Origin of the sequence: Arthrobacter sp. IK3, assembly GCF_051337705.1 — a bacterium.
GTDB lineage: Bacteria > Actinomycetota > Actinomycetes > Actinomycetales > Micrococcaceae > Arthrobacter_B > Arthrobacter_B koreensis.
Genome location: NZ_JBPPSW010000004.1, coordinates 103,479 through 117,278, shown reverse-complemented (window position 1 = coordinate 117,278; position 13,800 = coordinate 103,479). Strand labels below are relative to the sequence as shown.

At 64.9% G+C, this 13,800-nt stretch carries 12 protein-coding genes; 5 read left to right on the top strand and 7 right to left on the bottom strand.

All coding sequences use genetic code 11. From position 1 onward, the window contains the following. Positions 1-117: 117 nt before the first annotated feature. Positions 118-1,005: an Fpg/Nei family DNA glycosylase gene (locus ACSLGO_RS07010; protein ID WP_436400734.1), complete on the bottom strand. Its 888-nt coding sequence runs from the start codon at positions 1,003-1,005 to the stop codon at positions 118-120. Positions 1,006-1,075: 70 nt separating this feature from the next. Here ACSLGO_RS07010 and map point away from each other — a divergent pair, with 70 nt between their 5' ends. Continuing rightward, positions 1,076-1,852: a type I methionyl aminopeptidase gene (gene map, locus ACSLGO_RS07005; protein ID WP_325786727.1), complete on the top strand. Its 777-nt coding sequence runs from the start codon at positions 1,076-1,078 to the stop codon at positions 1,850-1,852. 121 nt (positions 1,853-1,973) lie between these two features. Here map and ACSLGO_RS07000 read toward each other — a convergent pair whose 3' ends face one another. Next, entirely contained in the window at positions 1,974-3,047 is a 1,074-nt protein-coding gene (locus tag ACSLGO_RS07000) for an SDR family oxidoreductase (protein ID WP_433122747.1), read from the bottom strand. Between the two features lie 107 nt (positions 3,048-3,154). Continuing rightward, on the bottom strand, positions 3,155-4,678 hold the full coding sequence (locus ACSLGO_RS06995) for a helix-turn-helix domain-containing protein (RefSeq protein WP_436400733.1): 1,524 nt from the start codon (positions 4,676-4,678) through the stop codon (positions 3,155-3,157). A 115-nt stretch (positions 4,679-4,793) separates the two neighbouring features. Between ACSLGO_RS06995 and aceA the strand changes: the two genes are divergently transcribed. The 3 genes from aceA to ACSLGO_RS06980 all read left to right on the top strand — a co-directional run bounded on the left by aceA (position 4,794) and on the right by ACSLGO_RS06980 (position 9,461). Further along, positions 4,794-6,092, top strand: coding sequence for an isocitrate lyase (gene aceA / locus ACSLGO_RS06990; protein WP_091608363.1), 1,299 nt, complete (start codon positions 4,794-4,796; stop codon positions 6,090-6,092). Positions 6,093-6,225: 133 nt separating this feature from the next. Continuing rightward, positions 6,226-7,860, top strand: coding sequence for a malate synthase A (aceB, locus tag ACSLGO_RS06985; protein WP_325786729.1), 1,635 nt, complete (start codon positions 6,226-6,228; stop codon positions 7,858-7,860). Positions 7,861-8,027: 167 nt separating this feature from the next. Beyond that, positions 8,028-9,461: an amino acid permease gene (locus ACSLGO_RS06980; protein ID WP_436400731.1), complete on the top strand. Its 1,434-nt coding sequence runs from the start codon at positions 8,028-8,030 to the stop codon at positions 9,459-9,461. Here ACSLGO_RS06980 and ACSLGO_RS06975 read toward each other — a convergent pair. After that, the gene (locus tag ACSLGO_RS06975; RefSeq protein WP_436400730.1) at positions 9,458-9,829 is read right to left on the bottom strand and encodes a VOC family protein; all 372 of its coding nucleotides are present in this window, start codon (positions 9,827-9,829) and stop codon (positions 9,458-9,460) included. The two genes, ACSLGO_RS06980 and ACSLGO_RS06975, sit on opposite strands and share 4 nt — an antisense overlap. Positions 9,830-9,920: 91 nt before the next feature. Here ACSLGO_RS06975 and ACSLGO_RS06970 point away from each other — a divergent pair, with 91 nt between their 5' ends. Continuing rightward, positions 9,921-10,628: a DsbA family oxidoreductase gene (locus tag ACSLGO_RS06970; protein ID WP_436400729.1), complete on the top strand. Its 708-nt coding sequence runs from the start codon at positions 9,921-9,923 to the stop codon at positions 10,626-10,628. 55 nt (positions 10,629-10,683) lie between these two features. Here ACSLGO_RS06970 and ACSLGO_RS06965 read toward each other — a convergent pair whose 3' ends face one another. From ACSLGO_RS06965 to ACSLGO_RS06955, 3 genes are read right to left on the bottom strand one after another with little or no spacing between them, the layout of a single operon-like run. Further along, positions 10,684-11,187, bottom strand: a complete 504-nt coding sequence (locus tag ACSLGO_RS06965) for an aconitase X swivel domain-containing protein (protein WP_386887788.1) — start codon at positions 11,185-11,187, stop codon at positions 10,684-10,686. Beyond that, positions 11,184-12,464: an aconitase X gene (locus ACSLGO_RS06960; RefSeq protein WP_436400728.1), complete on the bottom strand. Its 1,281-nt coding sequence runs from the start codon at positions 12,462-12,464 to the stop codon at positions 11,184-11,186. The genes ACSLGO_RS06965 and ACSLGO_RS06960 overlap by 4 nt, the downstream gene beginning before the upstream one ends. Continuing rightward, on the bottom strand, positions 12,448-13,791 hold the full coding sequence (locus ACSLGO_RS06955) for an FAD-dependent oxidoreductase (protein WP_091608377.1): 1,344 nt from the start codon (positions 13,789-13,791) through the stop codon (positions 12,448-12,450). Before ACSLGO_RS06955 ends, ACSLGO_RS06960 begins: the two co-directional genes overlap by 17 nt. Between the last annotated feature and the right edge of the window lie 9 nt (positions 13,792-13,800).

The window sequence follows — 13,800 nt, the reverse complement described above, 5'->3', positions numbered from 1 at the left end:
AAGTTCTTGGTTTCTTATAAGCAACATGTGTTGTCTATAAGTTACATGAGCCCCTGGTGGTGGCCGTCACAATTCCGCCACACTTCCGCGCCTGGTCCTGCAGACCCGCACGGCAGACTATTTGAGCAGCCGGGACATCCTGCGGTCAGCGAGCAGCTTTCCCCCGGTCTGGCAGGTGGGACAGTACTGCAGGGACGAATCAGCGAAGGACACTTCCCGTACGGTGTCGCCACAGACGGGGCACGGTTCCCCGGCGCGGGCGTGGACCCGCAGAGCCCGGCGCTTTGAGTCCTTCAGCTCCGCTGCCGGACGCCCGGCGGCGTTGTCGATGGCGGACTCCAGCACCGCGCGCATTGCCTCGTACAGCCGTTTGGTTTCCTCCGGCTGGAGTTTTGACGCGTTCGCGAACGGGGACAGATGCGCCGCGTGAAGGATTTCATCGCTGTAGGCGTTGCCGATCCCCGCTATGACTGACTGGTCCCGCAGCAGGCCCTTGATCTGGCCCCGGTGGCCGGCGACCAGCTCCGCGAACGTGGGCTCATCGACGTCGAACGCTTCCGGACCCAGCCGGGCAATGCCCGGCACCTCGGCCGGATCCCGGACCAGGTAGACAGCCAGGGACTTTTTGGTTCCAGCCTCGGTGAGGTCAAAACCGGGTTCGTCCCCACCGGGCTCCGCTGCTGCGAAGCGGACGCGCAGCGCCATGCGCCCCTTGCCCGGACGCAGTTTGCCGGGCTTCAGCGCATCGGACCAGCGCAGCCAGCCGGCCTTGGCCAGATGCATCACCAGGTGCACTCCCCCGGCCGTAATGATCAGGTATTTTCCGCGGCGCTGCACTGCCGTCACGGGGCCTTCCTGCAACGCCTCCAGCGGCACCCCAGCCGTTTTCAGCACAGCGAAGGAAAGCACTTCGACGTCGGCAACCTGCGCGGGCGAGCCGCCGTCCGGCAGCAGTTTGGTCCGCAGGAAATCGGCGAGTCCCTGCACTTCAGGCATCTCGGGCATGCCTACACCCTAGACGGTCTGCCAGAATGCAGAACAGACGCCAATTCTCCTGCCCCATGAAAGGCACCACATGATCGAGATCCTGAACGCAGCTGAAGTGGCGAAGGCCCGGGTTACCGGCCGGCTCGTCGCAGACATTCTCCAGGCCATGGAATCGCGCGCAACCGTCGGCACCAACCTGCTGGAAATAGACCAGTGGACGGGGCAGATGATCAAGGACGCCGGTGCCGAATCCTGCTACATCGACTACGCGCCCTCATTTGGCCGCGGCCCCTTTGGACACTACATCTGCACAGGTGTGAACGACGCAGTGCTGCACGGCCTTCCGCATGACTACAAGCTGCAGGACGGAGATCTGCTGACCCTGGACCTCGCGGTCTCCAAGGACGGGATTGCCGCTGACTCGGCCATCAGCTTCATCGTCGGTACCAGCCGGCCGGCTGAAAGCGTAAAGCTGATCGATGCCACCGAACGGGCGCTGGCCGCCGGCATCGCCGCGGCACGTCCGGGGGCGAAGATCGGTGACCTTTCCTACGCGATCGGCACGGTGCTGTCCGGCGCCGGGTACCCGGTGAACACTGAATTCGGCGGACACGGAATCGGCTCTACCATGCACCAGGACCCGCACGTTCCCAACACGGGGCGTCCGGGCCGCGGCTACGTGCTGCAACCGGGGCTAATGCTCGCGCTCGAGCCGTGGGTCATGGAGGACACGGACCAGCTCACGTTCGACGCCGACGGCTGGACACTGCGCAGCGCGACGGGGGCGCTCACCGCGCACAGCGAACACACCATCATCATCACGGACGACGGCGCCGAGATCCTCACCCTGCCCTCGGCTGGATAGCCCGGCGCCCGCCGGGTTCCCGCCTCCCGCTTCCCGTCTCCCGCATCGAGATGACAGAAACTGCCCGAATCCGGGCTCTAACGGGCAGTTTCTGTCATCTCGATTCAGGGGCGGGGACTGATCAGGGAATGATCCGGTCCGCGCGGTACTGGTCGAACAGCTGCAGGAAGCTGTCTTCCGTGCGGCGGTAGCCGGTGAAGCCGGCGAGACGGCTCTTACTCATATCCGCGAGGACCTCCATGGTGCGCCCCAGGTCTGCATCCGTGTGCCACCAGGACGCGATGCGGGCAAGGTTTGCCTCGCTGAGCCCCTCCTCGGCGGCGATGTCCGACCACACCTGTTCCATGCCCAGCATCTGCTGTTCGAGGGGGCGTGGGGAATCCTTGAACCCTTCGGCTTCCACACCGAAATAGGCCGCCAGTTTTGGCCACATCCAGCGCCAGCGAAAAACATCACCGTTGACCACGTTGTAGGCCTGGTTGCCGGCTTCTTCGGTGGTCGCTGCCCACATCATGTGCTCGGCAAGAAGGTTTCCGTCGGTGACATCCGTGAGACCATTCCACTGGGTTTCCGAGCCCGGGAAGATGAAGGGCCTGCCCAGTTTCCTGCAGATAGTGGCCTGTGCGGCCAGGGTCAGCCCCATGTTCATGGCATTGCCGACGGCGTGGCCAACCACGGTGTGCGACCGGTGTACCGACCAGCGGAAGCCCTGCTTTTCAGCGGCCGCCCAGAGTTCGTCTTCCTGCGCGTAGTAGAAGTTGTCGACGGGCAGCCGGGGCTCTTCTTCCCGGAATGGAGTGTCCGGAACCGGCCCCGCTCCGTACGCTTCGAACGGGCCCAGATAGTGCTTGAGGCCGGTCATGAGTGCCACGTGTTCAACCGGGGCGTGTTCGAGGGCCCGGAGCACATTCCTCAGCATCGCTCGGTTGACGCGGATGTTTTCTTCCTCGGTGTCCTGCCGTGCCCAGGCCGTGAAAAACACGTGGGTAGGCTTTTCCCCGCGGAGGGCATCCGCGAGACTGTCTGCTGCCAGCAGGTCGGCAGGGATATGCCGGGAATCCGAGCCGCTCACGGGGTTCCGGGACAGTGAAAGTACCGTCCAGCCGCCCTCCTGGTTCAGCCGTCGAATGATGGACGATCCGGCGATGCCGCTTCCTCCGATGACCAGCGCTGTCTTGTTGGATTCCATAACCATCAATTCACCCTATCCCCCGGGGCTCCTCCCGGTGATGCGGGGACCGGCGGCCGGTGTCAGCCCCCACGCCTCGTGATCCGGGGACTGAGCGTCCTTTCGAAGGGCACTCAGTCCCCGGAGTGCGCCTGCAGGAAGCTGTACACCTCGGTCTCGTCCACGCCGGGGAAGGCACCCGGAGGCAGCGCGGCGAGCAGGTGCGAATGCGCCCGGGCGCTGGGCCAGGCCATGCCGGACCATTCAGTGGCCAGCTCCGCAGGCGGCGTGCGGCAGCAGTCAGGATCCGGGCAGCGGGATTTGGAGCGCTCGGTGGTGTCCCGGCCGCGGAACCACTTCACGTGCGCGTACGGAACGCCGATGCTCAGCGAGAACAGCCCCCCGGAGCTGCGCTCGGTACGTGCAGTGCACCAGAACGTTCCGGCCGGTGTATCCGTGTACTGGTTGTACGCACTGAATTTGTCCGGAACCGAGAACACCTCGCGGCTGGTCCAGTACCGGCAGATCGGCTGGCCCTCGATGGCGCCGGTGTGGTCGGAAGGGAACGTTACGCCGTCGTTCTCATAGGCCTTGTAGACAATGCCGCTCTCATGCACTTTCTGGAAGTGCGTGCGGATACCCAGATGTTCCGTGGCCAGGTTGGTGAAGCGGTGCGCCGCGGTTTCGTAGGAGACGGCAAAAGCGTCACGAATGTCCTCGACGGCGATTTCCTTGGCGGTCTTGGCCCGCTGCAGGAACTCGACCGTGGCTTTCTCCGGCAGCAGCAGTGCCGCGGCGAAATAGTTGGTCGCCACGCGCTGGCTGAGGAACTCGCCGTAGCTGCGCGGCGTCTGGTGATCCAGCACGTAGTGGCCCAGTGCCTGCAGCAGGACCGAGCGCGGATCATGTTCGGAGCGCTGGGACTGCGTCAGGTAGATGCGCTTGTTCTTCAGGTCCGTCACGGAGCGCGTGGAATGCGGCAGGTCAGAGACGTGGTGCAGGCTGAATCCAAGGTGGGCGGCGATATCCGCAATGACGTGCTGGGACAGCGGACCGTTGGTATGGCCCACTGAATCCAGCACTTTCTGGGCGGCCTGTTCGTACTCGGGGAAGTAGTTGTTGCGCTCCCGCATCATCGCCCGCAGCTCCCCGTTGGCTCGTCGCGCTTCCTCCGGAGTGGCCACCTGTTCGTTCAGCCGGCGTTCCAGTTCGGCCTGCAGGCCGACGAGGGATTCCAGCACATCAAGGGGCAGACGCGAAGAAGTGCGAACCTTCGGCAGGCCCAGGGACTGGTACAGCGGGCCGCGCTGCGCGCGCTCAAGCTCGATTTCGAGTGCGGCCCGGCGGCTGGGCGGCTCCGAGCCGAGCAACTGGTCGATGCTCACGTCCAGCGCCTTGGCCAGGGCCTGCAGCAGCCCCAGTTTCGGCTCACGCTTGCCGTTTTCGATCAATGAGAGCTGGGAGGCCACGGTCCCGACGGCGGCGCCAAGGTCATCGAGTGTCATGCCCTTGGCCTTGCGCAGGTGCCGCACCCGGCGGCCCAGGGAGATGACGTCCAGCGAGGAGTCGGCCGCGCCGCCGTCGTTCGATGTACCGGTTGAAATGGGCCGGTTCCATGTTGCGCTCGTCACAAATTCACAATAAGCGAAGAAGTGCATTTCTTTCCATAGAAAACACCTAGAAAGGGGCTTGTTATTGCCCGAGTGTTGATTGCACAGCAAGGAAATGCCGGCTTCACAGCCGGTTCGCACCGCAACCAAGGAGACGTTAGGCATGACGCAGGAAGCCAGCACCGCACGCACCGCAGAGCAGCTCGCCCAGGAATGGGCCAGCGATCCCCGCTGGGACGGCATTGAGCGCGACTACACTGCCGAGGACGTCGTCAAGCTCCGTGGCCGCGTCCAGGAAGAGCACACGCTGGCCCGCCGCGGCGCCGAGAAGCTGTGGGACCAGCTCCGCAATGCCGGGGACGAGGGCTACACCAACGCTCTTGGTGCCCTGACCGGCAACCAGGCCGTGCAGCAGGTCAAGGCCGGCCTGAAGGCCATCTACCTCTCCGGCTGGCAGGTGGCAGCCGACGCCAATAACTCCGGCCACACGTACCCGGACCAGTCGCTCTACCCGGCCAACTCGGTCCCCACCGTTGTCCGCCGCATCAACAACGCCCTGCTCCGCGCAGACCAGATCGAGTTCGCCGAAGGCATCCAGTCCGTGGATGACTACCTGGTGCCGATCGTGGCCGACGCCGAAGCCGGCTTCGGCGGCCCGCTGAACGCCTACGAGCTGATGAAGTCCATGATCCAGGCCGGCGCCTCGGGCGTTCACTGGGAGGACCAGCTCGCCTCGGAGAAGAAGTGCGGCCACCTCGGCGGCAAGGTCCTCATCCCCACCAGCCAGCACATCCGCACCCTGAACGCTGCCCGCCTGGCAGCCGACGTCGCCGGCACGCCCACCGTGGTGATCGCCCGGACCGACGCCGAGGCCGCCACCCTGATCACCTCCGACGTCGACGAGCGGGACCAGGAGTTCATCACCGGCGAGCGCACGGCGGAAGGCTTCTACAAGGTCCGCAACGGCATTGAACCCTGCATCGCCCGGGCCAAGGCCTACGCACCGTACTCCGACCTCATCTGGATGGAGACCGGCACCCCGGACCTGGAAATGGCCCGCAAGTTCTCCGAAGCCGTCCGCTCCGAGTTCCCGGACCAGATGCTGGCCTACAACTGCTCGCCGTCCTTCAACTGGAAGAAGCACCTGGATGACGACACCATCGCCAAGTTCCAGCGCGAGCTCGGCGCCATGGGCTTCAAGTTCCAGTTCATCACCCTGGCCGGCTTCCACGCCCTGAACTACTCCATGTTCGACCTCGCCCACGGCTACGCCCGTTCCGGCATGAGCGCCTACGTGGAACTGCAGGAGCGCGAGTTCGGCGCCGAAGACCGCGGCTACACCGCCACCCGTCACCAGCGCGAAGTCGGCACCGGCTACTTCGACGCTATTGCCACCGCCCTGAACCCCGAGGGCAGCACCCTGGCACTGGCCGGCTCCACCGAAACCGCCCAGTTCCACTAATCAGCAGCACCCCCGTCCCCTCCCCATCGAAATAGCAGAAACTGCACGTTAGAGCCTCGAAAAGAGCACTTTCTGTCATCTCGATAAAGGGGGCGGGGACCCAAACTTTTAGAAACACGCCAAGGAGCACGCCATGAACGATCCCATCACCCTGAACGGCATTTCCCTCACCGCGTCGCCGGTCCGCCGGCAGGAGGAAATCCTCACCCCGCAGGCCCTGGACTTCGTCAAGGCGCTGCACCAGGCGACCCACACCCGCCGGCAGGAACTGCTGCAGCAGCGCCAGGCCCGTCGGCAGAAGATCTCCAACGGCGCAGACCCGTCCTTCCTGGCCGAGACCCGCCACATCCGCGATGACGACACCTGGCGCGTGGCTCCCACCGCTCCCGGCCTGGAAGACCGCCGCGTGGAGATCACCGGCCCGGTGGACCGCAAGATGACCATCAACGCCCTGAACTCGGGAGCCAAGGTGTGGCTGGCGGACATGGAGGACTCCTCCACGCCGTCGTGGGCCAACGTGATCAACGGCCAGCTGAACCTGCGCGACGCCCTGGACAACCGGCTGGGGTTCACCTCCCCCGAGGGCAAGGAATACAAGGTCAGCGGATCCCGGCTGACCGAGCTGCCCACCATTGTGGTGCGCCCGCGCGGCTGGCACCTGCCGGAAAAGCACATGCTGGTGAATAACACGCCCATCGCCGGCGGAATCGTGGACTTTGGCCTCTACTTCTTCCACAACGCGCACCGGCTGATCGCCGAAGGCCGCGGCCCGTACTTCTACCTGCCGAAGATCGAGAACCACCTCGAAGCCCGCCTGTGGAATGACATCTTCATCCTGGCCCAGGACCTGCTCGGCATTCCGCAGGGCACCATCCGCGCCACGGTGCTGATCGAAACCATCACCGCCGCCTTCGAGATGGAAGAGATCCTCTACGAGCTGCGGGACCACGCTGCCGGACTGAACGCCGGCCGCTGGGACTACATCTTCTCGGTGATCAAGAACTTCCGCACCCGCGGCCCCCGGTTCATCCTGCCGGACCGCAACATGGTCACCATGACCGCCCCGTTCATGCGCTCCTACACCGAGCAGCTGGTGCGGGCCTGCCACCGCCGCGGCGCCCATGCAATCGGCGGCATGGCGGCCTTCATTCCCAACCGCCGGGACAAGGCAGCGAACGACGTCGCCATGGAGCGGGTGCGCGCGGACAAGACCCGTGAAGCGAACGACGGCTTCGACGGCTCCTGGGTGGCCCACCCGGACCTGGTGCCTGTGGCCATGGAGGTGTTCGACGGCGTCCTGGGCGAGCGCCCGAACCAGCTGGACCGCTCCCGCGAGGACGTCATCCCCAATGACAAGGAACTGCTGAACATCGCGGCGACTCCGGGCGTCATCACCGAGACCGGCATCCGCAGCAACATCGAGGTAGGCATCCGCTACATCGAGTCCTGGCTGCGGGGCAATGGCGCCGCTGCCATCAACAACCTGATGGAAGACGCCGCCACCGCGGAGATCTCCCGGTCCCAGGTGTGGCAGTGGATCCACTCCTCCGCCGTCACGGACGAGGGCGACGTGGTGACCCCCCACTGGGTCCAGGAACTGATGGAAGAAGAGTTCGCCAAGCTGGAACGCTTCGACGGCGACCGCTTTGACGACGCCCTGGAGCTGTTCGAGGAAGTGGCCTGCGGCGAGCAGTTCCCCACCTTCCTGACCGTTCCGGCCTACGCCCGGTTCCTGCACGAATCGCGTGAACCGGCGGCAGCTGCCTAGGCTTGGCTAAACAGCGGGGCCGGATGCGAAAGCGTCCGGCCCCGCTTCCATGTGCCCGGGGCCGCGCATCTGTGGGGAGCACCACGTATCGACGCCGGTCCCGGCCGGGAGGCGTACCATTGATTGGCCGCTGTTGCGGCTCATCCCCCAGCTCAAGGTGTTTTTCCATGTCTTCCTTCGGCCACGCCCTGGCCCGCGGACTGAACGTCCGGCACATCCGTTTCATGGCCCTCGGCTCCGCAATTGGCACCGGACTCTTCTACGGCTCCGCGGCAGCCATCCAGGCGGCCGGACCGGCCGTGCTCCTCGCCTACATCGTTGGCGGCGCGGCAGTCTTCCTGGTGATGCGGGCACTGGGCGAGATGGCCGTCCGGCATCCGGTCTCCGGTTCCTTTGGGCAGTACGCCAGCCGCTACCTCGGCCCCTTCGCCGGGTTCATCACCGGCTGGACGTTCGCCTTCGAAATGGCGATCGTGGCGATCGCGGATGTGACGGCCTTTGGCATCTACATGGGCTTCTGGTTCCCGGACGTGCCGCGCTGGATCTGGATCCTCGCCGTCGTGCTCTTTATTGCCGCGCTGAACCTGATGCGGGTGAAGGTGTTTGGGGAAACCGAGTTCTGGCTCTCCATCATCAAGGTCAGCGCCATCATTGCCATGATTGCCGGCGGCGCTGCCATCATCGTCTTCGGCTTCGGCCTGGAGGACGCAGCCAATCCCGGCCTGGAAACCCTGCTGGGCTCCGGCGGCTTCTTCGCCAACGGCTTCTGGGGCCTGCTGGCCTCCTTCGCCGTGGTGATGTTCGCCTTTGGCGGTATTGAAACCATCGGCATCACCGCCGGTGAAGCGGAGAACCCCAAAAAGGCCATCCCCGCGGCGGTGAACACCGTGCCGGTGCGCATCCTGCTCTTCTACGTGGGCGCGCTGTCCGTGCTCATGATGATCTTCCCGTGGGAACAGATAGACGGCGAAACCAGCCCGTTCGTGCAGATCTTCGACTCGCTGGGCATTCCCGCCGCAGCGCACATCCTCAACGCCGTGGTGATCACGGCGGCCCTCTCAGCGATCAACTCGGACACCTTCGGCGCCGGCCGCATGATGTTCTCCCTCGCCCAGCAGGGCCAGGCACCTGCAGCCTTCGCCAGGATTTCCCGCCGGGGCGTGCCGTGGATGACGGTAGCCGTCATGGCCGCCGTCCTGCTCGTCGGCGTCGTTCTGAACGCCGTGCTGCCCGAGTCCCTGTTCCTGCTTATCGCCTCCATCGCCACGTTCGCCACCGTGTGGGTATGGCTGATGATCCTGCTCTCCCACATCGCGATGAAGCGGGAGATTTCTCGCAAGGGCATGCCGGCGTCGGAATTCGGTGTGCCGTTCTGGCCTGTTGCCTCCTACGCGGCGCTGGCCTTCATGATCTTCATTGTGGTGCTGCTGGGCGTCATGCCGGACACCCGCGTGGCGCTGGTGGTGGGCGTCGTCTGGATCGGCTTCCTCTTCGCCGCCTACCGCATCTGGGTCCGCGGCAACGGCAGGGAGCGCGCGGTGCTCGCGGATGAAACCGGAACACCGGAAAGCACGACGGCGGAGGCCGGCGCGCGCAGCTAGCCCTCGCCCCAGCACAGGCAGAACGGGTGTCCTGCCGGATCCGCATAGACCTGGAAACCGGTTGGCGCCGTGGTGTCCTCGGAAGCCTGCAGCAGCTCCGCCCCCAGGGACAGCACTTCGGCATGCGCCGAGGCCAGGTCTTCCACGTGGAGGTCCAGGTGCATCTGCTGCGGCTGGCCGTCCGGCCACTGCGGCCGGACGTGGTCCGGTGCCAGCTGGATGGCGAGGACCTTTTGCCCATCTACCTGAACGCTGTGCCAGTCATCGTCCTGCTCGATGGCCGTTCCACCGAGCAGCGACGCCCAGAACGCGCTTTCAACATTGAGGTCCGGAGCGTCGATGACGAGTGTCTGCCTGGTGAGTTTCATGTCCGGGATCATTCCACACGAACCGCCCGCACGGAACGGTGCGTCCGGCCCCGGGGAATAGAAATCCCCGGGGCATTTGTTGCCGACGGATGTGTTGGTAGAAATCTGGTCCGATATCGGATGCCCCTGGTGTTTCATTGGCAAGCGGCGGTTTGAGGCTGCCCTGTCCCGCTTCGAGCACGCTCCGGAGGTGGAAGTCCGCTGGCGCAGCTACCAGCTGGACCCCACGCTGCCCGAGCGTTTCGAGGGCACGGAAGTCGAGTACCTCAGCAAGGTCAAGGGCATGGACCCGGCCCAGGTTTCCGGGATGCTGGACCACGTCACCGCCCAGGCTGCCGGTGTTGGCCTGAGCTACCGGTTCGATGAGCTCAAGGTCGCAAACACTTTCACCGCGCACCGCCTCATTCACCTTGCCCATGACCTGCGCGGCGCCGAAGCTGCTGCCGGGGTGCAGGAAGCGCTCCTCGCCGCCCACTTCGAGCAGGGCCGGGACATTTCCAGCCACGATGTGCTGGCCGGGATCGGAGCAGAGGCCGGGCTGGATCCCGAAGCAGTGCGCAGCGTCCTGGCAGGGAGCGAGTACACCGATTCAGTGAACGCAGACATCGCCGAGGCCCGGGCCCTGGGCGTCAGCGGCGTCCCGTTCTTCGTGCTGGACCGAAAGTACGGCATTTCCGGAGCGCAGCCCGAAGAGGTATTCACCCAGGCGCTCTCCCAGGCCTGGGCAGAAAGCCGGCAGCCGCTGCAGCCCATCGCCGCCGAAAGCGGAGCCTGCGCCGTCGACGGCAGCGGCTGCTAGCCAGCTCCCGGCTTCCGCAGTTACCCGGTTGGAAGCCGAACTCCAGGGAACCTTCTCAGGTGCCAGGGAGTTCGGCTGCCCGCTGCAGGATAGTCACCGTTCCGGAGTAGGCGTCCACCTCAACGAGGTCACCTGTCCGAATGACCTGTACGGGATCCTCGTCCAGCTCACTGACCGTTGGAACCCTGGTGACGACGGCGCCAAGCACGGCCTTCGTGCTCATCTTGCTGAAAACCATGGCCGCTGGGGCCGCACCAAGAAGCCGGGTGCTTTGAAAGAATCCGGACCATCCTGATGAGCCCTTGGCGCCTGGGAAGACCAGGACCCTGCCCGCGAATGACACCCCGCAGAGGGGATGGCGCCGCTCTATGATGGTGCCTGTAGCCGGGTCGATCCCGCCCCAACCGGAAATAGTGGCAGGCGAAACAAGAGCCAAGCCCCGCGTCTTCCCGGGGACGATTCCACGTCCCCGCAGTACAACGTGGTCCGGGATCCCCGTCGCCCCGCCGGGTTCTGCCTCAGCCGCCTGCGGTGCCGTGTCCTGATCCGGGATGCTCACTGCAGGACCCCGTTCCACTTGCCTGTCAGGGCCGCCCGGACACAGTCCTCCGTAGTTCCAAACCACGCTTCGATGCCCAGGATTGCCGGCAGGTAGTGCGCCTGTTTTGCGCTGTCCGTAGCGAAGACCCTGGTTCCTTCCGGCGCAACCCGTGACATGGCAGGACACGAATCCGTGAGCAGCCGTCCCCCGGCACGTTCAATCACCGCGGAGTATCCATTCCGGTCTGCCACGGCGCGCAGGGCGCGCGGCGTCATCACCCACAGCTCGGTGTTCGGGTTCAGTTTCCTGCCCTCAAGCAGCGAGGCAATCTGGGCTATCTGCTCAAGGGAGGCATGGGGGCAGCCGAGCAGGATGAAGTCCACGTCTTCGGAGTCGCCCTGGCTGTTCAGCGAAGCGTAGGCGGCCTGCCGGTCGGCCTCCGTATAGGCAACGGCTTCCGGGACAGTGGTATGTCCGAAGGCATCATTGACGGTGGGCGCCTCCGGTGTGACGCCGGGCAGGTGGAAGATTTCCACGCCTCCGCTGGTGGCCAGTGCCGCGCCCAGATGCTTCAAGTCGTTCAACGACGGTGATCCCAGGTTCCCGGTCAGGACCGGACGCTCTTCCTGCACCACGTCCCCGGTGAAGTATCCGAACAGGCCCCAGTCCAGGAAGGAATCGATCCTCACATCGGACCTGATGAGGTGAGTGCCCTTCCGGTTCGCGTCGAGGTGGTTTCCCCAGTACGGGATCCGCCCTGTGAGACCGGCTGCGCCGGTGGAGGCCGTCCCTTCGCAGTTGGACTTCGCGCCGATCACCGAGTTGGCGTAGACAACCGCTGAGGACTCCATCCAGGCAATGTGTTCGCCGCGGACCGGCAGGTTGCCCACCTGGTAGGGGGTACAGGTCGCCAGGATGTTGATGCCCCGGTCACTCGCGAAGGATTCCGCGTCTGCCTGCAGTTCCACCAAATGCGGGCTGTAGGGCGTGATGTTGAGTGCGTCGGCGCTGAAGCCGTGCTGTAACTGGCAGGTGGGAACACGCATCTTCGGAATCTCGATGTCCTCATCGCAGTCCAGGTTGATGACGGCATAGGCCTTGTTCCAACCGCCCTCGGCGGCGATTTTGTTCTTGGCCGGAGTGGGCTGGGTGGATGTCCCGGCCACGTTGCGCACGCTGCACAGGCGCTCAGCACCGAGTCCTTCCCCGTAGCGGATCAGCAGGTCCATGGCGGCTGCGACGGCGGAACCGTCCCGGCCGTCACGCATCGCCTTGTCATCATCGGTCAGTTGCAAGAACCTGCTCCCTTCCGGGTTGTCCGCCTGCTGTTTCGTCCTCGCCGATATTGGCCCGAATTCGTTCACGCAGGTCGGCCAGGTTAATCTCGGAAACCGGGCCGCCGTCCGCAAGGTCAAGGGCATGGGCTGCCGCCTCACCCATTGCCGCGCAGGGGCCCATCACCCGCACACTGGACAGGGCCGCAGCATCGCCGTCAACGCAGCGTCCTGCTGCGAGCAGGTTCACCGCACCGCGCGGAGTGATACTGCCCAGGGGCACATAGTGGACGTGCTCGGAATCAAAGACGTCCCACACGTATCCCTCCGGCCGGTCATGCAGCTCGATCGGCCAGGCGGTACGCGCCACCGCATCCTCGAAACGGAAGCCGGTTTTCACCTCATCAGTGGTGAGCTGGTGCTCTCCTGCAATCCACCTGGTCTGCCGGCGCCCCGGGAAGCCATAAAGGCGGACTGTGGCCCGTCCGAAGGCGTCGGGGAACTCGGCCCGCAGGAAGTCGACCACCCTGTCCGCCTGTTCCTTGCCGCGCAGCTGGGCAGCGGAAGCTTCGATCACTTGCAGCGGAGCTTCCACGTGGGTCATGTTCATGACGGCGGTATCCCGCCCCGGGAAGAAGAAGGCAAGTCCGTCTCGCCGGAGCAAACCGTACTCGTCTGCCTTCTCGGCTACCCGGTTGGTCAGTTCGTCAGCCGGAGGAGCGTGCTCAGGATCCAGGTTTTCCAGCCGGACCTGCTGGGACCCCCAGATGGTCCGTTCAGGGACCCGGCATTCCAAACCTGCTTCCCAGGTCAGCGCCGCGTCACCGCTCGCATCTATGAAAGAGTCCGCACTGACCCGGATCAGCCCGTACCTGGTGGCGAAAACGACGGCGCGCAGGTGACCGCCGTCGTTCTCTACGTCCAGGATGGACGCGCCGGTCACCGGAATGACCCCGGCCCGGTCGATCTGTGTTTCCATCCAGCGTCCGACGGCGTTCTCGTCATAGTTCACGGTGATGGTGTGCCGGTAGTTGTAGGAAATGTCGCCGGTCCGTGCCAGGTCTTCGAACATTGGATCGAAGATGCCGTGGGTGAGCTGCCGGTATTCGGGTCCGTTGCCGAAAACCCCGCAAAACAGCCCGATCAGCGAATTGGCGCACTGGCCGCCGAGAACGGGCAAGGCGTCAACGATCACTACCCTTCGTCCCAGCCTGGCCGCCGTCAGCGCGGCGGAGATGCCGGCAATACCGGCACCGACGACGCACAGGTCCGCGGACAGTTCTTCGGCCGGCGCGTGCGGCGGTTTTGTGAGAGTGCGAATCTTTACTTCAGTCAGTGGGTGAGGCATGAAAATCCT

Coding starts and splice junctions, on each gene's coding strand:
- ACSLGO_RS07010 (WP_436400734.1), bottom strand. CDS start 1,005: ATGCCCGAGATGCCTGAAGTGCAGGGACTCGCCGATTTCCTGCGGACC.
- map (WP_325786727.1), top strand. CDS start 1,076: ATGATCGAGATCCTGAACGCAGCTGAAGTGGCGAAGGCCCGGGTTACC.
- ACSLGO_RS07000 (WP_433122747.1), bottom strand. CDS start 3,047: ATGGTTATGGAATCCAACAAGACAGCGCTGGTCATCGGAGGAAGCGGC.
- ACSLGO_RS06995 (WP_436400733.1), bottom strand. CDS start 4,678: ATGCACTTCTTCGCTTATTGTGAATTTGTGACGAGCGCAACATGGAAC.
- aceA (WP_091608363.1), top strand. CDS start 4,794: ATGACGCAGGAAGCCAGCACCGCACGCACCGCAGAGCAGCTCGCCCAG.
- aceB (WP_325786729.1), top strand. CDS start 6,226: ATGAACGATCCCATCACCCTGAACGGCATTTCCCTCACCGCGTCGCCG.
- ACSLGO_RS06980 (WP_436400731.1), top strand. CDS start 8,028: ATGTCTTCCTTCGGCCACGCCCTGGCCCGCGGACTGAACGTCCGGCAC.
- ACSLGO_RS06975 (WP_436400730.1), bottom strand. CDS start 9,829: ATGAAACTCACCAGGCAGACACTCGTCATCGACGCTCCGGACCTCAAT.
- ACSLGO_RS06955 (WP_091608377.1), bottom strand. CDS start 13,791: ATGCCTCACCCACTGACTGAAGTAAAGATTCGCACTCTCACAAAACCG.